Annotated in this window: 22 protein-coding genes; 5 read left to right on the plus strand and 17 right to left on the minus strand. The window is 70.6% G+C overall.

Annotated elements, in window-relative coordinates:
* Positions 1-20 precede the first annotated feature (20 nt).
* Complete coding sequence (gene rsmI / locus ABZX12_RS40245; RefSeq protein ID WP_355700743.1) at positions 21-863, minus strand: 16S rRNA (cytidine(1402)-2'-O)-methyltransferase; 843 nt, start codon at positions 861-863, stop codon at positions 21-23.
* 63 nt (positions 864-926) lie between these two features.
* On the opposite strand from rsmI, the gene ABZX12_RS40250 reads away from it, so the two are divergent.
* On the plus strand, positions 927-2,609 hold the full coding sequence (locus ABZX12_RS40250; protein WP_355700744.1) for a phospholipid carrier-dependent glycosyltransferase: 1,683 nt from the start codon (positions 927-929) through the stop codon (positions 2,607-2,609).
* A 425-nt stretch (positions 2,610-3,034) separates the two neighbouring features.
* Here ABZX12_RS40250 and ABZX12_RS40255 read toward each other — a convergent pair whose 3' ends face one another.
* The 15 genes from ABZX12_RS40255 to ABZX12_RS40325 form a co-directional block, all read right to left on the minus strand.
* Positions 3,035-3,514, minus strand: coding sequence for a hypothetical protein (locus ABZX12_RS40255; protein WP_355700745.1), 480 nt, complete (start codon positions 3,512-3,514; stop codon positions 3,035-3,037).
* A gap of 45 nt (positions 3,515-3,559) precedes the next feature.
* A complete protein-coding gene (locus tag ABZX12_RS40260; RefSeq protein WP_355700746.1) occupies positions 3,560-4,231 on the minus strand; it encodes a DUF1707 domain-containing protein in 672 nt (223 codons plus the stop codon).
* A 62-nt stretch (positions 4,232-4,293) separates the two neighbouring features.
* On the minus strand, positions 4,294-5,511 hold the full coding sequence (locus ABZX12_RS40265) for an MFS transporter (RefSeq protein ID WP_355700747.1): 1,218 nt from the start codon (positions 5,509-5,511) through the stop codon (positions 4,294-4,296).
* Positions 5,508-6,305 (minus strand): DUF364 domain-containing protein, encoded by a 798-nt coding sequence (locus ABZX12_RS40270; RefSeq protein ID WP_355700748.1) that lies wholly within the window; start codon positions 6,303-6,305, stop codon positions 5,508-5,510. Before ABZX12_RS40270 ends, ABZX12_RS40265 begins: the two co-directional genes overlap by 4 nt.
* Before the next feature lie 8 nt (positions 6,306-6,313).
* Positions 6,314-7,069 (minus strand): phytanoyl-CoA dioxygenase family protein, encoded by a 756-nt coding sequence (locus tag ABZX12_RS40275; RefSeq protein WP_355700749.1) that lies wholly within the window; start codon positions 7,067-7,069, stop codon positions 6,314-6,316.
* A gap of 9 nt (positions 7,070-7,078) precedes the next feature.
* Complete coding sequence (locus ABZX12_RS40280; protein WP_355700750.1) at positions 7,079-8,137, minus strand: pyridoxal-phosphate dependent enzyme; 1,059 nt, start codon at positions 8,135-8,137, stop codon at positions 7,079-7,081.
* The gene (locus ABZX12_RS40285; protein WP_355700751.1) at positions 8,134-9,699 is read right to left on the minus strand and encodes an ATP-binding cassette domain-containing protein; all 1,566 of its coding nucleotides are present in this window, start codon (positions 9,697-9,699) and stop codon (positions 8,134-8,136) included. Before ABZX12_RS40285 ends, ABZX12_RS40280 begins: the two co-directional genes overlap by 4 nt.
* Positions 9,696-10,499: an ABC transporter permease subunit gene (locus ABZX12_RS40290; RefSeq protein WP_355700752.1), complete on the minus strand. Its 804-nt coding sequence runs from the start codon at positions 10,497-10,499 to the stop codon at positions 9,696-9,698. The genes ABZX12_RS40285 and ABZX12_RS40290 overlap by 4 nt, the downstream gene beginning before the upstream one ends.
* Positions 10,496-11,434, minus strand: a complete 939-nt coding sequence (locus ABZX12_RS40295) for an ABC transporter permease (protein ID WP_355700753.1) — start codon at positions 11,432-11,434, stop codon at positions 10,496-10,498. Before ABZX12_RS40295 ends, ABZX12_RS40290 begins: the two co-directional genes overlap by 4 nt.
* On the minus strand, positions 11,435-12,967 hold the full coding sequence (locus ABZX12_RS40300; RefSeq protein ID WP_355700754.1) for an ABC transporter substrate-binding protein: 1,533 nt from the start codon (positions 12,965-12,967) through the stop codon (positions 11,435-11,437). It lies immediately after the preceding gene.
* A 147-nt stretch (positions 12,968-13,114) separates the two neighbouring features.
* Positions 13,115-13,594 (minus strand): MarR family winged helix-turn-helix transcriptional regulator, encoded by a 480-nt coding sequence (locus ABZX12_RS40305; RefSeq protein ID WP_355700755.1) that lies wholly within the window; start codon positions 13,592-13,594, stop codon positions 13,115-13,117.
* A gap of 43 nt (positions 13,595-13,637) precedes the next feature.
* Positions 13,638-14,633, minus strand: a complete 996-nt coding sequence (locus tag ABZX12_RS40310) for a CopD family protein (protein ID WP_355700756.1) — start codon at positions 14,631-14,633, stop codon at positions 13,638-13,640.
* Positions 14,633-15,139, minus strand: coding sequence for a copper resistance CopC family protein (locus ABZX12_RS40315; protein WP_355700757.1), 507 nt, complete (start codon positions 15,137-15,139; stop codon positions 14,633-14,635). The genes ABZX12_RS40310 and ABZX12_RS40315 overlap by 1 nt, the downstream gene beginning before the upstream one ends.
* Positions 15,140-15,141: 2 nt before the next feature.
* A complete protein-coding gene (locus ABZX12_RS40320) occupies positions 15,142-15,831 on the minus strand; it encodes a YcnI family protein (RefSeq protein ID WP_355700758.1) in 690 nt (229 codons plus the stop codon).
* A 47-nt stretch (positions 15,832-15,878) separates the two neighbouring features.
* On the minus strand, positions 15,879-16,397 hold the full coding sequence (locus ABZX12_RS40325; RefSeq protein ID WP_355700759.1) for a hypothetical protein: 519 nt from the start codon (positions 16,395-16,397) through the stop codon (positions 15,879-15,881).
* Positions 16,398-16,605: 208 nt separating this feature from the next.
* Between ABZX12_RS40325 and ABZX12_RS40330 the strand changes: the two genes are divergently transcribed.
* From ABZX12_RS40330 to ABZX12_RS40340, 3 genes are all read left to right on the plus strand, one after another.
* On the plus strand, positions 16,606-17,442 hold the full coding sequence (locus ABZX12_RS40330; protein ID WP_355700760.1) for an ROK family protein: 837 nt from the start codon (positions 16,606-16,608) through the stop codon (positions 17,440-17,442).
* A 217-nt stretch (positions 17,443-17,659) separates the two neighbouring features.
* Positions 17,660-18,322 carry a pentapeptide repeat-containing protein gene (locus tag ABZX12_RS40335; RefSeq protein ID WP_355700761.1) on the plus strand — a complete coding sequence of 221 codons (663 nt, stop codon included), beginning with the start codon at positions 17,660-17,662 and terminating at the stop codon, positions 18,320-18,322.
* A 51-nt stretch (positions 18,323-18,373) separates the two neighbouring features.
* Positions 18,374-20,590: an NADP-dependent isocitrate dehydrogenase gene (locus ABZX12_RS40340; protein WP_355700762.1), complete on the plus strand. Its 2,217-nt coding sequence runs from the start codon at positions 18,374-18,376 to the stop codon at positions 20,588-20,590.
* A gap of 50 nt (positions 20,591-20,640) precedes the next feature.
* Here ABZX12_RS40340 and ABZX12_RS40345 read toward each other — a convergent pair whose 3' ends face one another.
* Positions 20,641-21,654, minus strand: coding sequence for a metallophosphoesterase (locus ABZX12_RS40345; RefSeq protein ID WP_355700763.1), 1,014 nt, complete (start codon positions 21,652-21,654; stop codon positions 20,641-20,643).
* Between the two features lie 154 nt (positions 21,655-21,808).
* On the opposite strand from ABZX12_RS40345, the gene proS reads away from it, so the two are divergent.
* A complete protein-coding gene (gene proS / locus ABZX12_RS40350; protein WP_355700764.1) occupies positions 21,809-23,221 on the plus strand; it encodes a proline--tRNA ligase in 1,413 nt (470 codons plus the stop codon).

Here is a 23,221-nt window from a genome sequence, read left to right on the forward strand (position 1 = left end):
GGTAGTGGCGCGCGCCAGTGCTATTCACCGGGGTCCCGAGCCGCGAGTACGGCGTCGTACACGGTCCGTTTCGGCACGTTGAAGCGCTTCGCGACGTCGGCGATCGCCTGCTTGCGCGGCGTCCCCGCCTCCTCGTCCACGGCCACCTCCCGCGCCAGGTCCTCCGGCGTCATGACCCGGTGCGGGTCGGCGCCCGACACGACCACGGTGATCTCGCCCCGGACACCGTCCTTCGACCACAGGACGAGATCGTCCAGAGGGCCGCGCTTGACCTCTTCGTACGTCTTGGTGAGCTCCCGGCACACCGCCGTCCGCCGATCGCCCCCGAACGCCTCGGCCATCGCCTCCAACGACTGCGTGAGCCGGTGCGGCGCCTCGAAGAACACCATCGTCCGCTGCTCGTCCTTCAGCTCGCCGAGCCGTCGCCCGCGCTCGCCGGGTTTGCGCGGCAGGAATCCCTCGAAGGTGAACCGGTCGACCGGCAGCCCGCTGAGCGCGAGCGCCGTCAGCACCGCCGACGGGCCCGGTACGGCGGTCACCTCCACGTCGGCCTCGATCGCCGCCGCCACCAGCCGGTACCCGGGGTCGGACACGCTCGGCATCCCCGCGTCCGTGACCACGACCACCATCTGCCCCTGCTGGAGCGCTTCGAGCAGTTCCGGGGTCCGCTCCCGCTCGTTCCCCTCGAAGTAGCTGACCACCCGGCCGGCTACCTGGATCGCCAGCTCGGACGTCAACCGCTTCAGCCGCCGCGTGTCCTCCGCGGCCACCACGTCCGCCTCCGCCAGCACCCGCCCCAACCGCGCCGACGCGTCCCCTACGTCCCCGATAGGGGTCCCTGCCAGCACCAGTCGCCCGCTCATCGGCCCATCATCCCAGCCCGCTGCGGGGATCTGAGGAGGCGGTGTGACCGCCGCGTCCGTACGATGGCGGGCGTGGCTGCTGTGATCGAGGACGGTACGGCGCGGCGCAGTGACGCCGGCGCGGAGCGGGAGACGCTCGGGCGGGACGTGCTCGGACGACGGCTGCCGCCGCTCAAGGAGCGGTTGTACCCGGCGATGCCGCGGGACTTCGACGGGGGCTGGATCGCCACCCTGGCGATCACCCTGCTGGCCGGCGTGCTGCGGTTCTGGCACCTGAGCAACCCGGTGAAGTTCGTCTTCGACGAGACGTACTACGCCAAGGACGCGTACAGCCTGCTCAAGTTCGGCTACGCACGGCAGTTCATCGACCAGCCCGAGGGCGCTGCCGACAAGGCGATCCTGGCCGGCAACCTGGACGTCTTCAAGGACACCCCGAGCCTGACCGTGCACCCCGAGGTCGGCAAGTGGATGATCGCGGCCGGTGAGCAGCTGTTCGGGATGACCCCGTTCGGCTGGCGGTTCATGCCGGCCCTGTTCGGCACCCTGACCGTGCTGCTGCTGATCCGGACCGTCCGCCGGATGACCCGGTCGACCCTGATCGGCTGCATCGCCGGCCTGCTGCTCGCGGTCGACGGCCTGCACTTCGTGATGTCCCGGGTCGCGCTGCTCGACATCTTCCTCGCGTTCTGGCTGGTCGCCGCGATCTCCTGCCTGGTCGCCGACCGGGACTGGACCCGCCGCAGGCACGCCGAGACGCTCGACACGCCGACCCCGGACGGCGAGCGTCGAGGTGTCGGCCGGTGGCTGCTGATCCGGCCGTGGCGGCTCGCTGCCGGCGTCTGCTTCGGTCTGGCGCTCGGCACCAAGTGGTCGGCGATCTGGGTGCTCGCCGCGTTCGGCGTGATGACGTTCGCCTGGGACCTCGGCGCCCGCCGCGCCCTCGGCGTCCGGTTCGCGTTCGTGAAGTCGGCGCTGGTCGACGGCATCCCGGCGTTCGTCAGCCTGGTGCTGGTCGCCTGCGTCACGTACGTCGCCACCTGGACCGGCTGGCTGCTGCACGACAACGCCTACGACCACAACTGGGCCGCGAGCAATCCGGCGCACGGGGTGATGAAGGTCGTGCCGGACGACTTCCGGTCGCTGGCCTACTACCACAAGGAAGTGCTCGCCTTCCACACCGGCGACTACATCAAGCACGCCACCCACCCGTACGCCTCGAACCCGGCCGGCTGGCCGATCATCGCCCGCCCGATCGGCTTCGACGCGGTGAACGACATCAAGCCCGGTACGCCGGGGTGTGACGCGCCGGCCGGCACCAACTGCCTGCAGGTGATCTCTGCCCTCGGCACGCCGTTGCTGTGGTGGGGCGGTGCGCTCGCGCTGATCGCCGCGCTGGTGCTGTGGATCGGCGCGCGCGACTGGCGGTTCGGGGTGCCGATCGTCGGGTTCGTGACGTGCTGGGTGCCGTGGTTCGCCTTCGACGACAGACCGATCTTCTTCTTCTACGCCGTCACGATGATTCCGTTCACGGTGATGGCGCTGGCGCTGGTCCTCGGCAAGATCCTCGGCCCGGCCCGCGCCGCGATGAGCACCGCCACGCCGCGCCGCCTGATCGGCAGCGCGGTCGTCGGCGCCTTCGTCGTTCTCGTCGTCCTGAACTTCGCCTACATCTGGCCGATCCTGACCGACAAGGTCCTCCCGCACCCCGACTGGCTCAGCCGCATGTGGTTCAAGTCCTGGATCTAGCCTGAGCACCCCGGACGGGGTGACGTGAGACAAGACGTGGTGTGTGGGGACCTGATATTGCCTGTTCCAGGTCACCGTTGCCTGTTCCGGGTCCCGGGTCGAGGCATCCCGTCGCCCAGCCTGGCCCGCACAGTGCCACCGCTGCCGACCCGCAGCGTCGGGCACAACCCGGCGCGGCCCGGGCCACCAGGTCCGCGCTCCGCACGGAGGCTCGCTACTACGAGCAGGTGAGCAGACCGCAGACTGCCCCCGGCCTCCGCACGGCTCAGGGGTTGACCCCTCAGCTCGCGGGTTGGCCCCTCGCATTCCGAGGGGCCAACCGGCCAGCTCAGGGGTCAACCCCTCGAATGGCCGACTCCGCTCGACCGCCGGAGGCCGGACGTGCGGGGCCGGACGAGCGGGCCCGACGAGCGGGGCCGGGCGGCTCAGGACCTGGACGGGTCTGGGAGCGGCTCTGGTGAGCGGGACGCGTAGTCGATGGATTCGAACGGCCAGTCCTGCGTCAGCCAGGTGCGTACGGTGTCGTGCAAGGGCTTGTCGAGCGCGGCACGGTCGCCGCGTACCCAGGAGCGGACGGCGGCGATCCGCTCGTCCTCGCGGGACGGATAGATGTACACGCACCCGATCACCTCGCCGGTCCCGGGCTCGAGCACCGTGAACGTGAAGCCCCGGCGTCCGGCGAAGTCGTCGGCGTGACGCTGCAGGTCGGCGAGGTTCCGCTCGAGCGACATGCCGTCGGCCGGTGGCCAGCTCCCCTGGAACCCCGGGGTCGCGCGGACGTGGTCGATGCTGCCGGTCCACGCGGCGTGGTCGGAGACGTTGTGCTCGGGACCGAGCGGTTCGAGGCGGAACCGCGGCGTGATCAGTTCGGTGGGCACGTCGAAATCGGCCGGCACGAAGTCCATGGCCGAAGGTTAGGTCGCGTCGGCGCCGGGCCGCACCCGAATTGCTCAGTGCAGCTCGTGGTGGCCTTTGCCCTTGTTCTTCTTGCCGTGGCGCTTGACCGAGGACTGGCCGCCGACACCGCCGAACAACGCCAGGCCCTTGACCACCACGACGGGAGCGTTCGGGTCCGGGTCGTCGCTGCCGCGGGCGCCGAAGCCGCCGAAGATGCCGACGCCCTCGTTGCGCACCGTCACGCCCTCGGGCACGGTGATGTCGATCCCGCCGAACACCGCGAACGCGTAGATCGTGACCTCGCGGCCCTCGAAGACCGCGTTGGTCATGTCCAGGTCGTGCCCGCCGAAGACCGCGAACGCGTTCGTCCGGCGCTTCACCCGCCAGCGGCCCTTCCGCTCACCGCCGCCGAAGATCGCGACCATGGTGTCGAAGCTCTGCGACGGGTCGGCCGGCTCCTCGATCGGGACCAGGCTGGTCGACGCGGCCGGCACCGGCTGTGCGGCGGGCAGCGGCTGACCGGGGACGACGAGGTCGCGGGTGATCGGCTCCAGCTCGCCGAGGGTCTTCGCCCCCAGCGTCTGCTCGAGCCGCTCGGCGTGCTCGTCCTGCGTCAACCGGCCCGACATCAGGGCCTCCCGCAGCACGTCGACGACCTGGTCACGATCGGTGTCGGACGCCCGCAGATGCGCGTGCGGGTGCGGGCGGTCGGGCAGGTTCTCCATAAGACCGAACGATATATCGTCAGCGGCTCGGTGAGGACCCCGATTGATCCCGGAACCGGCCCCTACCTGGCGATCTTCCGGCGCTGTACGCGCAGTGCGCACCCCACCGCGACGAGTGTGATCGCGGCGAACGTGATCGCCGTACCGGGGTAGCCGCCGAGGCCCAGGCCGAGGCCGCCGATCGCGGCGCCGAGGAACGTGCCGAGGCTCATCCCGGCCGCGTTGACGCTGAGGGCGGAACCGCGCAGCGCACCGCTGCGGTGGACCAGCAGGGTGGTGACGCAGGCCGCAACCGTCGCGTGACTGGCGCCCATGACGGCGGTGAGCAGCAAGGTGAGCGGCAGTGTCGGTGAGAAGTAGAACGCGGACACAGCGATCAGCGCGACGATGATCCCCGCGAGGAGCAGCCGCTCAGGGACGATCCACCGGCGTGCGGTGGCCAGGTACCGGCCGGCGAACAGGTTGCCGAGGAAGAACGACGCGCCGCTCAGCGACCAGACCAGCGCGAACCAGCCGGGCGCGAGGTCGAACTTCTCGTCGTAGAACGCGGCCAAGTACGCGAGGTAGCCCATGAAGGCGGCCGTCCTGAGCATCGCCACGGCCAGCAGCGGCAGCGCACCGGGGATCCGGGCGAGCTCGCGGTACGTCGCCAGATAGCTGACCCGCTCCTTGCCGGTGATCGGGGCCTTCCGGCCGCGCCCGCGCCAGAAGAAGGCCGCCGCCAGGGTGAGCGAGATCGCCGACGCCGCCAGCAGGTTGCCACGCCAGCCCCAGATCAGCCCGGGTCCGGCCAGCACCGGAGCCGCCAGCATCGCCATCGCCGAGGTCGTCGCGGACACCAGCGTCGCCGCGCGCCCGGCCGCGGCCGGCGACCTGAAACGGTCGGCCGCGGCGGCGCCGATCGACGGTGCGAGGATCGAGGTCGAGGCGCCGATCAGCAGACAGAACGCGGCCAGCGCGAAGACGTTGCCCACAGCCCCCAATGCCGCGGAAACACCGAGCAGAGCCAGGCCGCCGGCCGCCACCAGCTCGCGCGGCGCCCGGTCCATCAGCGGCGCGAGCAGGACCCCGACCGCCAGTGCCGCCAGCCCGCCGAGCCCGCGCAGGCCGCCGATCTCCGCCACGCTCCCGCCGGCGGCATCCGCGATCGGAACCAGGTACATCCCGAACACCGTGAACGGGATCAGGCTCACCGTCGAGGCCAGCAGGAACGGCCACAGCCGCTTGGCCATCCGGAGGTCACCCGGCACCTCGGCGGTGACCGGCTGGGTCTGTGTCATGTGTCCGTCCTGTAGCGATAGAGGCTGCTCGGGCGGGAGCTGAACTGGGAGAAGGGAAACGGCTCCGCCGACAGCGCGGTGACGCCCGCCCCGAGGAACGCGCGGGCCACGGCGCTGCCGGTCTGAGCGTAGACCGCGAGCGGCTTCGATTGCTCACGGCAACGAGTCAGGAGGAGATCGAAGCTGCCGTTGGACAGCGTCATCCCGGTGGCGACGACCGCGTCGGCGGCGTCGACCACCTCGGTCATGTCACGGGAAACGGGCAGGCCGGACGCGGTTTCGCGCAGGTTGAAGTCGCACGGCAGACAGCTGCCGCCGCGCTCGGTGATCGCGTCGACGAGCGGGTTGACGACGCCGATCAGCGCGACCTTGGTGCCTTCGGCAACGTCGAGCAGTCCGGCGACGGCGGCGTCGCGGGCCCGGGCGCGGACATCCGGCGTCCCGGCGGGCAGGACGATCTCCTCGGCGTACGGCGAGGTGTAGTGCGGCTCGACCGCGGCCAGGTACGCGTCCAGCGCCGCGATGCGGACCGGGAGTGGATCGCCGGACGAGAGTACGTCGGCGAGCGTGCGGCCGGAGGTGTCGGCGCAGTACGCCGGGTCGAGCTCGCCGGCCTCGAACGAGCAGGCACCGAAGACCTCGCCCACTCGCAGCAGCACGTAGTAGTTCCGGTAGGTGACGTCGGCGCCGGGCAGCCGGGTGGTGTGGTGCAGCCAGAACGCACTGGTGACGTCGAACTCTGCCGGTGAAGGACCACGCGATCCGGCCAGAACGGAAGCGATGAGATCAGCCACGTGAGCGGTCATGGGAGATCGGCCAGCCTTTCGGGGTTGTGGTGCAGGGCGTACAACTCGGGACGACCGGCGGGCTGGAAGCAGTAGAGGAGCGAGCGGCGGTCGGTGGGTGTGCGGTTCGGGGCGGATCGGTGGACCATCAGTCCGGGAAACATCAGGACGGAACCAGCAGGCGCCTCCACGGTGACCGCGCAGCTCTCGTCGACGGCCGTCGGGTCGACCAGCAGACCGGTCGGGTCCAGCGGGTTCCGGCGGACCGGGCCTTCCGACGGGCTGCCGGGGATCAGCGTCATCGCGCCGTTCGCGGCGGTGTTGTCGTCGAGCATCACGATCGCGGTCGCGATGTCGTACGCCGCCGCGCCGCAGCAGCCGTACCAGTACGGGAAGTCCTGGTGCCACGCGAACCCGGACCCGACCCCGGCCCGCTTGAAGTTCAGCTTCGCGACGAACCGCCCAGCCGTTGCCCCGATCAACGAATTCATCGGCCGGGTCAACCGCGGCTCCGACCACAGCGCCTCCAGCGCCGGATGCAGGTGCGCCACCGGCGACAGACTCCGCACCGCCTTCCCGACCGCGCCCGGCTCCCAGTGGATCGTTGTCCCGCGCACCGTTTCCAGCCGGTGCCCGTCCGGCCAGACGTTCACGGTCGTCTCGCCGGCCTCGGCCGCGAACAGGACGTCCGCATGCACCTGCTCGACAACGTCCCGCAACCGGTCCACCTCGGTCGCCGTGAACAACTCCGGCAGCAGCAGGTACCCACTCACAGGACCACATTAATGCGACGGGGTCGCAGATGGAAACTCCGCGCGCCGAGCCTGCGCGGACTCCCGCCGGTCCCAGGACATCGCCGACCAGGGCACCGCGAGTTCGTCCAGCGAGTCGATCTCGCGCGGCCGCATCGACGCCAGCGGCCGCGCCTCGGCGTGCCGCGCGAACGCGGACTCGACGTACCGCGTCCCGGTGTCCGCGGCCAGGAAAACGTGTTTCCGGCCGCGGTCGCAGCTGTGCTCCCACAACGCCGACAGGTACGCCGCACCGGCGGAAAGTCCCGCGAAAACGCCGGACGTGCGGAGCAGATCCACCGCCGCCGACATCGCGTAGTCGAACGAGACCCAGTGCAGCCGGTCGTAGAGCTCGTGCCGCACGTTCCGGAACTCGATCGAGCTGCCGATCCCGGCGATGATCATCTCCGGGTCCTGCGTGTGCCCGGCCCCGAACGTGACGCTGCCGAACGGCTGCACGCCGACCAGGTTCACGTCCCGCCCGCGCTCACGCAGGTAGGCGGCGATCGCGCCGGTCGAAGCTCCGGTCCCGACACCGCCGACCAGGCACAGCGGCCCCGCAGGAACCAGCCGCGCCACGAGATCCGCGACCGCGCCGTAGCCGAGATAGTGGATGTCGTCGTGGTACTGCCGCATCCAGTGGTACGACGGGTTGTCGCGGAGGATCTCGCCGATCCGCCGGACCCGGAGGTTCTGGTCGAGCTGCAGGTTGTTCGACGACGGCACCTGCTCGACGGTCGCGCCGAGGATCTCCAGCTGGATCCGCAGCGTCCGGTCGACCGTGGTCGAGCCGACGATGTGGCACTTCATCCCGTACCGGTGGCAGGCGAGGGCGAGCGCGTGCGCGTAGATCCCGCTCGAACTGTCGATCAGCGTGTCGCCGGGCCGGACCTGCCCGGTGTCCAGGAGATGGCGTACGGCGCCGAGCGCGGAGTACACCTTCATGGTCTCGAACCGCAGGCAGATCAGGTCGTCGCCCGCGGCGGAACCGACCCGGATCGGATCGGGATCCTTGATGGCCTCCGCCAGGTGGTCGTGCAGTCGCGTCATCGGCGCGGTTCGCTCCTTGTGTCGATGGATGGCACGGGCGGAGCTGAGGGGTGACCGATCCGGGCAGCCGCGACGAGTTGGCGGGTCAGGGCGTGGCGCGGTTCGGTGGTGAGGGTTTCGGGCGGGCCCTGCTCGACCACGCGGCCGGCGTCGAGGACCATGACCCGGTCGGCGACGGCCGCGACCAGGCGCAGGTCGTGACCGATCCAGATCAGCGCCGTACCGCGCTGCTTGAGCTCGGTCAGGAGGTCGAGGACCAGCTCCGTACCGCGATCGTCGAGGGCGGTGGTGATCTCGTCGCAGATCAGGACGTCGGGGTGCGCGAGCACTGCGCGCGCGAGGGCGGCCCGTTGCAGCTCGCCGCCGGACAGACGGCTCGGCGGACGGGCGGCGGTGATCGCGGCGACGCCGAGCCGGGCGAGCGTGGCGACGGCCCCGGCGTGGGCCCGGTCCGGCGCGAGTCCGCGCAGGCGTTGCGCCGTACGGGCGACCTGCTGGTCGACGGGACGGCGTTCGTCGAAGGAGCCGCGGACCTCCTGCCAGACGTACTGGACGCGGCGGTGCTGGTCGCGGGTGCGCTTGCGCAGGACGGGCAGCGGCTGGTCGTCGAGCAGGATGCTGCCGGTGTAGCGCTCGTGCAGTCCGGCCACGCAGCGCGCCAACGTGGTCTTGCCGCTGCCGGAACGCCCGACGATGCCGAGGCAGGCGCCTGCTCGGACGGACAGATCGGCCTCGTGCAGGACGACGTCACGGCCGCGCGGACGCAGCGAGGCAGACAGATTCATTGCCGTTAGCAACGGATTGCCAGCGGTGGAGGTTCCCGGGATGCTCAGGTCCGGCGTTCGCGGGAGTACGTCGGGGGTGCCGGCGGCGATCACCCGACCGGCGTCGAGGAGGACCACGCGAGTGGCGAGCGCACGGACCAGGTCGAGATCGTGACTGAGCAGCAAGATGCCAAGACCGGTGGCCATGAGCCCCCTCAGCTCGTGGACGAGCTGCAGCCGGGTGACCGAGTCGAGGCCGGTGCTCGGCTCGTCGAGCACGAGCACCTCGGGGCGGCAGGTGAGCGTCTGCGCGAGCGCCACGCGCTGCCGCTGACCGCCGGAGAACTGGTGCGGAAAGCGTTTGAGCACGGCGTCATCACCGGGCAGCTGCGCCTGGCGGACAGCCTCCTCGGGATCGCCGCCGTGCAGCTTCGCCAGCTCCCGCAACGTCGCACCGATCCTCCGCGCCGGGTTGAGCGCGCTGCCCGGGTGCTGCGGCATATAGGCAACCACCCGGCCACGCACCGTCGCCGCGGCAGCAGTCACGCCGTTGCCGTCGACAACCACTCGCCCACCGACTTCGACCCGCCCGCTGAGCCGGACACCGTCGCCGTGCTCCCCCAGCAGTGCGAGCGCAGACGTCGTCTTGCCCGACCCGGACGCGCCGACGAGAGCAGTCACCTCCCCCGCGACAACCTCGAACGACACCCCGTCCACCAACACCCCCGAGCCGGCAACCGCGGAAAGCCCGACCACCGTCACCAAGGCTTGATCGACAGCCGACTTCTGCGGATTCATGCGGCGCTCCGGGCCGGGCGGCGGGAGCGGTGGACGAGGCGGTCGGCGAGAAGGTTGAAGCCGAGGGTGAAGGACACGAGGAGAAGGGCGGGGGCGAGCACCGACCAGGGCTGGACGAGCAGGCCCTCGCGGTTGCGGGAGACGCTGACCGCCCAGTCGGGCGCGGTCGGACTGAGGCCGAGGCCGAGGAAGTTGACCGAGGCGACGAGGAACACCGCGAGCGTGATCCGCGTGCCGAGATCCGCGGCGACCGGCCCGAGGACCGAGCGGCCGACGTACCCGAGCTGGATCGTGAACCACGATTCCCGCTGCATCCGGAGCGCCTCGACCACGGGTCCGCTGGCCGCGTCCAAGGCCGCTGCCCGGACCAGCCGCGCGACGGTCGGCACGTTCACCATGGCGACGGCCACTGTGATCGCCGGCGCGGACGCCTGCCAGCCGACTGCGACCACGCTGATCACAAGCAACGACGGAAGCGGCAGCAGGACGTCGAGGGGCCGCATCATCCCCTCGTCCAACCAACGGTGCCGGGTCGACGCGGCCGTCAGGCCGACCAGCCCGCCCACGACGTACGCCAGCACCACCGCGCCGAACGCCATGCCCAGCGCTGTCCGCCCACCGGCCAGCAACAATCCCAGCACGTCGCGCCCCAGCCCGTCCGTCCCGAGCAAACCCTCGGAGGAGTAGGGCAGCCCAGCGCGCGCCTCGTACGGCAGGAACGGCCCCACCACAGCCACCGCCAACGGCACCGCACACAGCGCGATCGCCACCCATCCCGCGGCCCCGCGCAGGACGCTCATCGGAGCGCCTCCGTCCGGGGTACGAGCCGGTTGCAGACGAGGTCCGCACCGAGGTTGATGAGCAGCGCGGCGACGGCCAGCACAAGCGTCAGGCCCTGCACCGTCGGGACGTCCCGCGTCTCCACACCGTCCACGAGCGCCGTCGCGAAGCCCGGGATCGCGAAGATCGCCTCGACCACCAGCACTCCGCCGAGCAGCGTGTCACCGGTCCGCGCCAGCTCCTGTACGCCGGGAACCGCCGCGTTCGGCAGGACGTGGCGAAGCAGCAGCTGACGCCGCGGAACGCCCAACCGCCGGGCTTGTGCGACGTACTCCGCGTTCAGCGCCGCGACCGTCCCCGCCCGGACCTGACGCGACAACAGGCAGACCGTCCGGCCGAGGAGCACCCCGACCGGCAGGATCAGCAGAGCGGGCGCGGCCAGCAGATCCCCGCCGACCCAGGTCGCGGGCAACCAGCCGAGTTTCAGCGCGAACACCGCGACCAGGACCACCGCGATCACGAAGTCCGGAATCGCCGACAACGCCAGCGTGACGGACGTGATCGCCCGGTCCAGGCGCCCGTTCTCGCGCGTGCCCATCACGATGCCGAGGGCAACGGCCAGCGGTACGACGACAGCGAGCGTCGTCAGCGTGAGCACGAGCGTCGCGCCGATCGAGTCCCGCACGATGCCGGCCACCGGTCCCCCGCTGATCAGCGACGTCCCGAGATCACCCGTCAGCACGTTCCCCAGCCAGTGCACGAACCGCTCGGCCGGCGGCTGGTCGAGACCGAGCTCGGCCCGGAGCGCAGCGACCTGCGACGGCGTCAGCGTCTCGGTGAACCGCATCTCCGCCGCATCCCCCGGCAGCAACGAGGTCAGCACGAACACCAGCACGGACAGCACGGCCAGCTGCACAACCGCGAGCCCTGCCCGCTGGACGGCGTAGGACCGCATTCAGGCCAGCCACACCTTGTCGAACCGGCCTTGGTCCAGCGTGTTCGGTGGCACCGCCTGCACCCCCTGGACCTTGGCCGACACCGCGATCAGGTAGTCCGGCAGGCCCCACGCGAGGATCCCGCCCTCGTCGCGCACCGTCTTCTGCAGTACGCCGTACTTGGCCGACCGCTCGGCCTCGGACGTGACCGCCCGCGCCGCCGCGAACGCCGCATCGAACGCGGGCCGCCGCCAGTGCGTCACGTTGAACGGCGAGTGCGACAGCAGCCGGTCGGTGACGTACTGCGGGATCGGCATCGCGCCGGACCGGTGGTTGCCGATGGCGCCCTTCGTGAGCAGGTCCTTGGCGTAGGTCTGCGGACTCCCGGTGGTCACCTTGAGCCGGACGCCGGCCTCCGCGACCTGCTCCGCGAACAGCGTCGCCGCCTCGACGAACCCGGCCGACGCGTCCGCGGTGAAGATCTGGACCTCCTTGCCTGCCAGCCCAGCCTTCGCGAGCAGCGACCTCGCGCGGTCGACGTCCCGCTCGAGCTGCGGCAGGTCGGCCGGATAGTACTGATATCCCTTGCCGAACAGGTCGTTCCCGACCTCGCCGCGCCCGGCAAGCACCACGTCGACCAGCCGCTGCCGGTCTGCCGCCAGCTTGAACGCCAGCCGTACGTCGGGGTTGTCGAACGGCGGCCGGTCGACCTTCATCACGAACGCCTGCATCGTGCTGGCCTTCGACGCCACGATGCGGACCGTCTTCCCGGCCTCCGCGGTGCGCGCGAACGTCGCGGTCATGTCGTTGGCATATTCCGCCTGGCCGCCCTGGACGGCGTTCGCCCGCGCCTCGGAGTCTGCGGACAGGATGTGCAGCTCCTCGATCCGCGCGGGCTCGTCCCAGTACCCGTCGTACCGCGAGGCGACCAGCGAGCGCCCGGCCTCGAACGACACGTGCCGGAATGCGCCCGTGCCGATCGGCTTGGCCGGATCCTTGAACCCGGCCCGCACGATCTGGGTGCCGATGCCGGCCAGCAGCGCGGGGAACTCCGCGTTGGGCTGCGTCAGCACCAGCTCGACCGTGGAAGGGCCGATCGCCTTGCTGCGCTTGAGATCCAGCGTCGCGAGCGAGGACTGCGCGACCCGCTCCGGCACGGCGGGATCCACGATCCGGCTCAAGCTGTACAGCACGTCGTCCGGGACCAGCTTGGCGCCGTCGTGGAACGTCGCGTCCCGCAGCGTGAACCGCCAGGTGGTCGCCGTGGCGTCGTGCTCCCACGTCGACGCCAGCCGGCCCACCGGCCGCAGATCGGGCCCGAGCTCGACGAGCTTGTCGTAGATCGCCTTGTGCCGCGCGATATCCACGAACAGGCTCTGCACGTGTGGGTCGAGCACCTCCTTCGCCCCGCCACCGGCGTACACAGCGCGTAGCCGCCCGCCCTGCTTGGGCTGCGCCGCCACACCCCCGTCCGCCCCACAGCCGGCGATCGCCGCCAGCCCGGCACCCCCGGCCATCCCCAGGAACCCACGCCTACCCAAAGCCTCGGACACGCGCCACATCCTCACCTTAGTGAAAACGATTGTCAAATCCAGCGCGCATCCGAACCCGACGCGATCATTCTTTCGGGGGCATGCCGGAACCCGCCCGCCGTAACGGCGTGTCACCGGTACGGAAGCAGAGAAGGTGCAGAGTCCGCGTCAGTCGCAGTCGGGCGTGGCGCACGTGCTGGGGATGCCGGCGGAGATGCGGGCCAGGAGGGTGGCCAGTTGGGCCTGGTCCTCGGGGGTCAGGCGGTCGACGAAATAGGCGCGGACCGCGGCGACGTGGTCGGGGGCCGCGGAATCGATCGCCTTGCGGCCGAGCGGGGTGAGGCGGACCATCGACCCGCGGGCGTCGGAGGTGCACTCCTCACGGCAGACCAGGCCGCGTTTCTCCATCCGGCTGACCTGGTGCGACAGGCGGCTGCGTTCCCAGCCGACGGACCGGCCGAGGTCGCGGGTGCGCAGCACGCCGTCCTCGGCCTCGGACAGCGGGTGCAGCAGGGCGTAGTCGGCGCCGGACAGTCCCGAGTTCGTGATCATCCGCGCCTCGAGGGCGCGCATCAGCTCACGATGCGTGTCGCGGTACGACTGCCAGAGTGCGGCCTCCTGCTCGCCGAGCCACCGCGGTTCCACCATCTGCCCATTGTACGGACAAAAGTTGACATGTCATCGACTCGCGCTAGGGAGTGCGCGAGAGGGCAACGGCCAGGCCGACGGTGCCTGCCATGACGAGGAGCTCGACCGCGGCCAGCCGTCGGAACGCGGCCGGGTTGCCGGCGGTGAGCTCGGGCAGCGTCGTACGGCGATGCCACCAGCCGATCGTCACCAGGATCGCGAACGCGACGGCCTTCGCGAACACCAGCGCGCCGTACCCGGTCGTCACCCACTGCGTGACCAGGCCCCAGCCGCTCTGCCGTCCGTCGAGGTGGATCTCGGCGGTGAGCAGTCCGGTGATGCCCATCGTCACCGCGCACCCGAGGGCGAGCGTGCTGAAGATCTCGACGGCCTCGCGCGAGCGGGTGTAACGCAGCACCGCAGCCAGACCCCCGATCCACGCGGTCGCGGCGACGACGTGGACGACGAGCGAGGATGTCGCGAGGACGGACCACAGGTCGGTGCGGTCGAGCGCGCCGTGGCCGGTGAGCAGGGGGCCGGTCAGAGCCGCGATCGTGAGTACGGCGGCCAGCCGCGCGGTACGGAGCGTCTTGGTTCCGCTGAGGACGACGGCGAGTACGGCGGTGAGCACGACGGCCACCGCGAGCGCGCGGACCTGGCTCAGCCGGCCGGCCGGTTCGGCGTGCTCGGCGAGGTGGGACAGCGGGATGCCGAGAATCACCGTCGCGGTCGCGACCAGGCCGCCGATGCTTGCGACCGCCCAGATCCCGGCGGCCAGCGCGGCGTCCTGACAGGCGCGGATCGCCTTCGCGCCGAGCATCCCGTCCTTCGCCGGCAGGAAGAGGATCACCGCCACCACGGCCCCGCCGGTCGCCACCGCGGCCGCGTCCGCGAGGAACCGCAGGACCGGGACCGCCCAGGAGACACCGAGCGAGGCGCCGAGGAGACCGTCGGACGGCTTCCTCGGCGCACCGCCGGCGGCGAGCAGCGCGACCAGCATCACACCGATGCCTGCAGCAACCATCGCCAGAACGAGCAGTCGGGGACGTCTGATCTCCATCAGGCGGCCGGGCGGCGGCGGACGATCACGACGGCCAGCGCCACGACGACGAGCATCACCAGGCACATGGCGACGATCGTCACGACGTTGGAATTCCCCTCGGCCTGGGGCGGGGCGCCGGCCGGCTGGGTCGCCGGGTGACCGGCATGCGTGACCGTGAAGGACCCGGAAACCGTGATCGGGTGGCCGTCGGCCGAGACCACGCGCCCCTCGACCGTGTACTTGCCGGCCTCGATCATCGCGCCCACCGGTTGCGTGACGGTGTTGTCGACAACCTGGACGTCGCCGGTCGCGACGTTCGTGCCGCCCGGCGACTTCACCTGGACCTGCGTCCCGGTGGCGCCGACCGGTTCGTTGAAGGTCAGCACCACCTTCGTCGGCGGCGCGGCCATCGACGAACCGTCGGTCGGCGTCATCGACTCGAGCTTGGCGTGCGCCGCCGCCACGCCGGTGGAGACCACCAGCGCGACCAGCGACGCGACCAGTACCGCGATCAGTCGGCGCACGGCTACCGCTTCTCCCCTGCGACCGCTGCGGGCCGGCGGGACCGGAGCCCGAAGGCGAGACCGAGCAGTCCGGCCACCAGTCCGCCGATGCCCAGCCACCGCGCGACAGTGTCGGAGGAATCGGTCGACGTCGTCGCCGCGACCGGCGTGACCGCCGCGGTCAGCTTCAGCGCCGGCGCCGGGTGCTCCGGCTCGTCGGCGCCGTCCTTCGCGACGTCGGCCCATTTCAGCAGCTCACCGTCGCTGTACGTCTGCTCCGCCGGGAAACTCAGCGAGTCCACCCCTTCGGGCAGCTTGCCGACCGACAAGGCGAACTCGTCGAAGTCGTTCGCCGGGATCCCGCCCGCGGTCGCGGTCCAGGTGACCGTGGTGATCGCCTTGGTCAGCGTGACGTCTCCGACCTTCACCGCAGCGGGCAGTTTCGTCTCCTTCTTCTCCACCTTCCACCCGTCCTTCACCTGCGCACCGACGTGCGCGAACGGATGGTCCGTGGGCAACGAGACGACGAGTTTCGTGGTACTGGCGTCGTCGGACTCGGTCGGCACGCGGAACACGAGCTTGGCGTACCCGCCGGGCCTGGCGTCCGGCGACGACACCGTGACATGGGCCGACGCCGAACCGGCGGCGCCGATCACGACGAGTGCGGACGCCGCGCCGATCGCGGCGGCACGCAGGGCGAATCTCCTGGGCATGAGAGAACCTTTCGGGGCATACGAGTAGTCCGGCGCTGTCGGCCGGTTCAGGCAGCAGCAATTCCTCGTACGCCGGGAGGCCCCCGCCCGGACAGGCTCGTGCCGAGCGTGGATCCGCTCGGCGTCCAGGCCGCGAAGAAGCCGTGTTCCGCCGCGATCCGCCGTACTGGGCGGAGCACCGGCAGTTCGGGCAGCAGGCGCGCGAACACCCGCCGTACCCGCTGCAGCCGGCTGTGCGCCCCGCCGATCGCGAGAACGCCCGCCAGCAGCGCGGCGAGATGCGCCGCGGTCATCAGCCCGCTGGTCGCGAGAGACATGCCGTGGTGCATGGTCACCGAGTCCAGCGTGACGTGGACGAACAGCTGCACCCCGGCGAGCACCAGGCCGGTCAGCAACCGCTCGCCTGCCAGATACTCACCCAGCAGCCAGCAGACACCGGCCAGCGCGGCCAACGGAGGCACGACGCCGAGCGGCACGCCGCCGCCCCCGACCAGGGCATGACCGACCACCGCCACCGCGACGCTCAGCGCCGCGACCACGGACGTCGTCCTGCTCTCGGTCGGCATCTCATCCCCTCGCAGCCACTGTACGGTCGGGAGCGCGCGGGACTATGTCGAGTTCGCGAACCCATCATGCCCACTCTCTGTGCCGAACTGCTTACCTTCTGCGCGGGCCTGGCACCGGCCTCGGACAGCACGCGGACATCAGCATGGACGACGGCGCCGGGAAGCAGGTGTTCCGGGCGGAGTACTGACCTGCTGCGATGATGTGCGGATGGACGTAGCTGTGCTGGAGATCGGGGGAAGCCACGTCACGGCGGCCGTGGTGGCGCCCGGAACGTGGGACGTGACCGAGGTGCACCGGGCCGAGCTCGAGTCCCGGGCCGCCGCCGGAGCGGTGGTCGCGCAGCTCGCGGACACGGCCCGGAAGTTGCCGCTGGCAAACGGTCTGGCGATCGCGCTGCCCGGCCCGTTCGACTTCGCCACCGGCGTCGCGTGGTACCGCGGGCAGGGCAAGTTCGACCAGCTGTACGGGTTCAACCTCGGCGCCGCCCTGAGCGACGAGCTGGGGATCGACCGGCTGCTGTTCATGAACGACGCGGAGGCGTTCGCGGTCGGCGAGTGGACCGCGGGCGAGGTCCGCGGCGCCGCACGCTGCCTCGGCGTCACGATCGGCACCGGTATCGGTACGGCGTTCCTGGCCGACGGCCAGGTGGTGCGCGAGGGCGACACGGTCCCGCCGGGCGGTGAGCTGTACAAGACGTCGTACGCCGGGAAGCCGCTGGAGGACTCGATCTCCGCCCGCGCGATCCTGCGCCGGTACGCCGAGAGCACCGGCACCGAGGCCCCCGGCGTCAAGGAGATCGCCGACCAGGCCCGCGCCGGCGACCAGGCCGCCCACGCAGTGCTGACCGCGTGCTTCACCGACCTGGCCAACGCACTCCACCCGTGGCTGGCAGTGTTCGGAGTGACCCACACCGTCCTGGGCGGTTCGATCTCAGGCGCCTTCGACCTGGTCGCCCCAGCCCTCGACTTCCCAGCCTCCCCGACCGAGGACACCGAACACTCAGCTCTGATCGGCGCAGCGGCCCATTACCTGCGCAGCGTTTGACGGATCGCCACGCCATCACAATCCGCCGCCCCGGGCTGCGGCCCGCTCGCGACCGAGGCGGAGCCCTGATTGTGATGGGCCGGCGGTCCGGCACCACTCAGCAACCAGGGCCGAAGGCCGGTTTCTGGGCCGGCCGAGCGTCAGCCGGGCGGGCGCCGGCTGGTTGGTGAGCTCTGGACGTCTGCCCTTGTCGGTGCCCCCCGCTACGGTCGGTGGCGTGAAGATCGCCGCACCCCGCCTCCGTGCCCAGCTCGAGTCCACCGTGCCGGACGAGATCGAGGACGAGGAGCGTCTGCTCGACCTCGAGCTGGACGACGTGGACCTGAGCGACCTGGAGGCCGAGCACGTCGAGATCGGCGGCTGCCGGCTGACCCGGAGCAAGCTGGCCGGGTCCGACCTGGAGAAGCTGATCCTGGTCGACACCGAGCTCACGCAGTGCGACCTCGCGAACTCCAGATGGGCCGATGCCGCCCTGACCCGGGTCACGATCGCCGGCTCGCGGATGATCGGGTTCGCCGGTCCAGGCGCGGTCCTCCAGCACGTGACGATCCGCGACACCGTGCTCGACTTCGCCTCGTTCCGGTTCGCGAAGCTCGCCAAGGTCGAGCTGAGCGACTGCCGGTTGCAGAACGCCGACTTCGTCTCCGCCGACCTGACTGGGGCGGTGTTCCGCCGCTGCGACCTGTCCGGCGTCGAGTTTTCCCAGGTCAAGGCCGCCAAGGCGGTGTTCGTCGACTGCAGCTGGGACGGCGCCAAGGGCCTGGCCTCGCTGACCGGGGCGACCGTGGCCGCCTCCTCCCCCATCGACACGCTGGCGTTCACCAGCGCGGTCACCGTCGCGACCGGCATCACCCTGGCGCATCCCGACGACCTCGAGTGAGCGTGATCCGGCCCACGGCTGAGTCCGATGTCCGCCGGATAAGGTGGGCCCGTGACTGACTCGACGATCATCTACACCCACACCGACGAGGCTCCGGCGCTCGCCACGTACTCGTTCCTCCCTGTCGTCCAGGCGTACGCCGGCCAGGCCGGTGTCGGCGTGGAGACCCGGGACATCTCACTGGCCGGCCGGATCCTGGCGGTGTTCCCGGAGTACCTCCGAGACGACCAGCGGATCGCGGACGCGCTCGCCGAGCTCGGCGAGCTGGCCAAGACGCCGGCCGCGAACATCATCAAGCTGCCGAACGTCTCGGCCTCGATCCCGCAGCTGAAGGCCGCGATCGCCGAGCTGCAGTCGCAGGGCTACGCGCTGCCGGAGTACCCGGACGAGCCGAAGACCGACGAAGAGCGGGAGATCCAGGCCCGCTACGACAAGGTCAAGGGCTCCGCGGTGAACCCGGTGCTGCGCGAGGGCAACTCCGACCGCCGCGCCCCCGCCTCGGTGAAGAACTACGCCAAGACCCACCCGCACCGGATGGGCGCGTGGAGCGCCGAGTCGAAGACCAACGTCGCGACGATGGACACCGACGACTTCCGGGCCACCGAGAAGTCCGCGGTGATCGAGGCCGACGGATCGCTGCGGATCGAGCTGGTCGGCGACGACGGCACCACGACGATTCTGCGCGAGTCCGTCCCGGTGCTCGCCGGTGAGGTCGTCGACGCCTCCGTCCTGCACGTGGCCGCGCTGCGCGAGTTCCTCACCGCACAGGTCGCCCGGGCGAAGGCCGAGGACGTGCTGTTCTCGATCCACCTCAAGGCCACGATGATGAAGGTCTCCGACCCGATCATCTTCGGCCACGTCGTCCGGGCGTTCTTCCCGGAGACGTTCGCGCAGTACGGCGATGTGCTCGCCAAGGCCGGCCTGACGCCGAACGACGGCCTCGGCGGCATCCTGCACGGCATCGCGTCGCTGCCCGAGGGGGCTGCGATCAAGGCCTCCTTCGACGCCGAGCTCGCGGCCGGCCCGAAGCTGGCGATGGTCGACTCCGACAAGGGCATCACCAACCTGCACGTCCCGTCGGACGTGATCGTGGACGCGTCGATGCCGGCGATGATCCGGACGTCGGGTCACATGTGGGGCCCGGACGGCGCGGAGCACGACACGCTCGCGGTCCTGCCGGACCACAGCTACTCGGGCATCTACCAGGCGGTCCTCGACGACTGCCGCGCCAACGGCGCCTTCGACCCGGCCACCATGGGCTCGGTGCCGAACGTCGGCCTGATGGCGCAGAAGGCCGAGGAGTACGGCTCGCACGACAAGACCTTCGAGATCCAGACCACCGGCAGCGTCCGCCTCGTCGACACCGCGGGCACCGTCGTCCTGGAGCAGGCCGTCTCCGCGGGCGACATCTTCCGGGCCTGCCAGACCAAGGACGCCCCGATCCAGGACTGGGTCAAGCTGGCCGTCAACCGGGCCCGGGCGACCGGCGACCCGGCGGTGTTCTGGCTGGACGAGACCCGCGCGCACGACGCGAACCTGATCACCAAGGTGCAGAAGTACTTGTTCGACCACGACACCGAGGGCCTGGACATCCGCATCCTGGCGCCGGTGGACGCGATCACGTTCTCGCTGGAGCGGATCCGCCGCGGCGAGAACACCATCTCGGTGACCGGCAACGTGTTGCGTGACTACCTGACCGACCTGTTCCCGATCCTCGAGCTCGGCACCAGCGCGAAGATGCTGTCGATCGTCCCGCTGATGGCCGGCGGCGGTCTGTTCGAGACCGGCGCGGGCGGCTCGGCGCCGAAGCACGTGCAGCAACTGGTCAAGGAGAACTACCTGCGCTGGGACAGCCTGGGCGAGTTCTTCGCGCTCGCCGCGAGCTTCGAGCATCTGGCTCAGGCGACCGGCAACGCCCGGGCGCAGATCCTGGCCGACACGCTCGACCGGGCGACCGCCACGTTCCTCAACGAGGACAAGTCCCCGACCCGTCGCGTCGGCGGGATCGACAACCGCGGCAGCCACTTCTACCTGTCGCTGTACTGGGCGCAGGAGCTGGCCCAGCAGACCGACGACGCCGATCTGGCCAAGGCGTTCGCCCCGCTCGCCGAGACGCTCGCGGCGAACGAACAGACCATCGTCGACGAGCTCCTCGCGGTCCAGGGCACCCCCGTCGACCTCGGCGGCTACTACCAGCCCGACCCGGCGAAGGCCGCCACCGTCATGCGGCCCTCCAAGACCTGGAACGACGCGCTCGCTTCGCTCTGACGTAGTACGGCAAGACGCCCGGCGACCTGCTCGCCGGGCGTCTTGCCTTGTCAGGAGGTGAACGGGACGCGGGTCCAGCTCAAGACCGCGGGGTTACGGGAGTCGATCGTGACGCGGAGGTAGTCGTTGTCACCGGTCGAGCCGTCGACGGTGATCCGGGACAGGTTGTCCACCGGCGCGGTCACACCGTAGAACTTCGTCCACGCCGACGTGGCCGCGAGCGGCTTGTCGCTGTTGTAGACGTGGCTGTCACCGTTGAACAGGTACACCGGGCCGCGGAAGTTCGCCGCCTCCCGGGCGATCTCCTGCACGATCGGCTGGAACGCGTAGTAGTCCGCGAACGACGGCGACGTCACCGTCGGGTCGAACATGTCCGCCTGGGTCAGCAGTACGACGGCCTTGTCGTGCTCGGCGCGCGCCTGGGCGAACGTGTCGCGGATGCTCTGCATGACCGCCGCCGTCCGGTTCAGCACCTCGGCCGTCTGCTCCGGCGTCGGCGCCGTCCTGCCGGTCCACGGCGCCATACTGTTGTTGCTGCCAACGATGTGCAGGGCGGCGAACGCCACGTCGCCGCGGGTGAAACGGACGTCTTCCGGAATGCCCTGCGCGACCTGGCTCTCGACCTTCACCGAGTGCCGCCCGAGAGTGCGGCCCGGCTCGGGGAAGAACACCTTGCGAATCCTGGCCAGGCGCTCCAACGGGTTGTAACCGCCGTTGTTGACGCGATGGCAGTCGGTCCACTCGTTGTCGCCGACGGTGTAGACGAGCGGATCCGCGAAGCGGTCGAACTGGGTCTTCACCTGCGCGAAATACTCGTCGCTGCAGACCGAGGAACCGTCCTTGATGTCGCCGAGATGCGTCACCAGCTTCACCGGCCGGTCCGCGTTGATCTGGTCGACGACCGCCGGGAAGCGGGCGATCTGCGCCGGGCCGTACGGGATGTCGCCGATCACGGCGAAGGTGTAGGTCTGCGGACCGCTGTCCGCGGCGGCGGCGGGACCGCCGAGCGCGAGCCCGATGAGCGCCAGACAGACGGAGATCACCGGCGTACGACGTACTCTCACAACTCCTCCAAGTCCACGGGGAACACGCGCCAACTTTTCGGCCCGACGATGAACGACCGTGGACCGCGACGTGAATTCCACCGACTGAGTTTCGGCTGAGCGGCCGGCGGAAATGCGTGGCCGGGCCCACGATCGAGTTCCTACACTGGCCGGCATGACAGCTTCCCGTTCCGTTCTCGCATCGCAGGAGACGGACTACCCACGATGGTTCCAGGACGTGATCGCCAAGGCCGAGCTCGCCGACAACGGGCCGGTCCGGGGGACCATGGTCGTGCGACCGTACGGGTACGGGATCTGGGAGCTGTTGCAGGAGGCAATGAATCGGAGGATCCGGGCGACCGGCGCGCAGAACGCGTACTTCCCGCTGCTGATCCCGCAGAGCTACCTGCAGCGCGAGGCCGAGCACGTCGAGGGATTCAGCCCCGAGCTCGCGGTCGTGACGCACGCCGGCGGCAAGCAACTCGAGGAGCCGGCGGTGATCCGGCCGACGTCGGAAACCGTGATCGGCGAGTACATGGCGAAGTGGGTGCAGAGCTACCGTGACCTGCCCCTGCTGCTCAACCAGTGGGCCAACGCGGTCCGCTGGGAGCTGCGTCCGCGGCTGTTCCTGCGGACCACGGAGTTCCTGTGGCAGGAAGGCCACACCGCCCATGTCTCCGCCGAGGACGCGCGCACCTTCGCGACCAGGATCCTCTACGACGTGTATCGCGACGTCATGGTCAACGTCCTGGCGATCCCGGTCGTGGCCGGCCGGAAGACCCGGCGGGAGCGGTTCGCCGGCGCGATCAACACGATGACGCTCGAGGCGATGACCGGCGACGGCAAGGCGCTGCAGATGGCGACCTCGCACGAGCTCGGGCAGAACTTCGCGCGCGCCTTCGACATCGGCTACCTGTCGGGCGAAGGCCGGCGTGAATTCGCCTGGACGACCTCCTGGGGCAGTACGACGCGCATGGTCGGCGGACTGATCATGGTGCACGGCGACGACGCCGGCCTCCGGGTCCCGCCCGGCGTCGCTCCGGTACAGGTCGTCGTCCTCGCGGTGAAGGACGAGGCGACCGCCGCCGCCCGGCGGATCGCCGACGAGCTGAGCGCGGCCGGTCTGCGGGTCGGCCTGGACGATCGCACCGACCAGCCGTTCGGGCGACGCGCGGTGAACTGGGAGCTGAAGGGCGTCCCGGTTCGTATCGAGCTCGGCCCGCGCGATCTCGCCGCCGGCACCGCAACCGTCGTACGGCGCCTGCGCGACTCCGCCAAGACCGCGGTCGAGCTGTCGGGGCTCGCGATGACGGTGGTATCGGCGCTCGAGGCTGATCAGGCGCACCTGCTGGCCGAGGCGACCGCTCATCGGGACGCTCGTATCACGGCCGTCTCGACCGTGGACGAGGCGATCGAGGCGGCCGCGTCCGGCTGGGCGACCCTGCCGTACGACGCGGTCGGCGAGAAGGGCGAGGACCGGCTGGCCGAGTCCGGCGTCACGGTCCGTTGCCTGCAGCGGGCCGACGGGGCACTCCCGTTGAGCGACGACGAGCCCGGTGTGGTCGCGTACGTGGCCCGCTCGTACTAG

Source organism: Kribbella sp. NPDC003505, assembly GCF_040610875.1.
Taxonomy (GTDB): Bacteria; Actinomycetota; Actinomycetes; order Propionibacteriales; family Kribbellaceae; genus Kribbella.

Coding starts and splice junctions, on each gene's coding strand:
- rsmI (WP_355700743.1), bottom strand. CDS start 863: ATGAGCGGGCGACTGGTGCTGGCAGGGACCCCTATCGGGGACGTAGGG.
- ABZX12_RS40250 (WP_355700744.1), top strand. CDS start 927: ATGGCGGGCGTGGCTGCTGTGATCGAGGACGGTACGGCGCGGCGCAGT.
- ABZX12_RS40255 (WP_355700745.1), bottom strand. CDS start 3,514: ATGGACTTCGTGCCGGCCGATTTCGACGTGCCCACCGAACTGATCACG.
- ABZX12_RS40260 (WP_355700746.1), bottom strand. CDS start 4,231: ATGGAGAACCTGCCCGACCGCCCGCACCCGCACGCGCATCTGCGGGCG.
- ABZX12_RS40265 (WP_355700747.1), bottom strand. CDS start 5,511: ATGACACAGACCCAGCCGGTCACCGCCGAGGTGCCGGGTGACCTCCGG.
- ABZX12_RS40280 (WP_355700750.1), bottom strand. CDS start 8,137: ATGACGCGACTGCACGACCACCTGGCGGAGGCCATCAAGGATCCCGAT.
- ABZX12_RS40285 (WP_355700751.1), bottom strand. CDS start 9,699: ATGAATCCGCAGAAGTCGGCTGTCGATCAAGCCTTGGTGACGGTGGTC.
- ABZX12_RS40290 (WP_355700752.1), bottom strand. CDS start 10,499: ATGAGCGTCCTGCGCGGGGCCGCGGGATGGGTGGCGATCGCGCTGTGT.
- ABZX12_RS40295 (WP_355700753.1), bottom strand. CDS start 11,434: ATGCGGTCCTACGCCGTCCAGCGGGCAGGGCTCGCGGTTGTGCAGCTG.
- ABZX12_RS40305 (WP_355700755.1), bottom strand. CDS start 13,594: ATGGTGGAACCGCGGTGGCTCGGCGAGCAGGAGGCCGCACTCTGGCAG.
- ABZX12_RS40310 (WP_355700756.1), bottom strand. CDS start 14,633: ATGGAGATCAGACGTCCCCGACTGCTCGTTCTGGCGATGGTTGCTGCA.
- ABZX12_RS40320 (WP_355700758.1), bottom strand. CDS start 15,831: ATGCCCAGGAGATTCGCCCTGCGTGCCGCCGCGATCGGCGCGGCGTCC.
- ABZX12_RS40325 (WP_355700759.1), bottom strand. CDS start 16,397: ATGCCGACCGAGAGCAGGACGACGTCCGTGGTCGCGGCGCTGAGCGTC.
- ABZX12_RS40330 (WP_355700760.1), top strand. CDS start 16,606: ATGGACGTAGCTGTGCTGGAGATCGGGGGAAGCCACGTCACGGCGGCC.
- proS (WP_355700764.1), top strand. CDS start 21,809: ATGACAGCTTCCCGTTCCGTTCTCGCATCGCAGGAGACGGACTACCCA.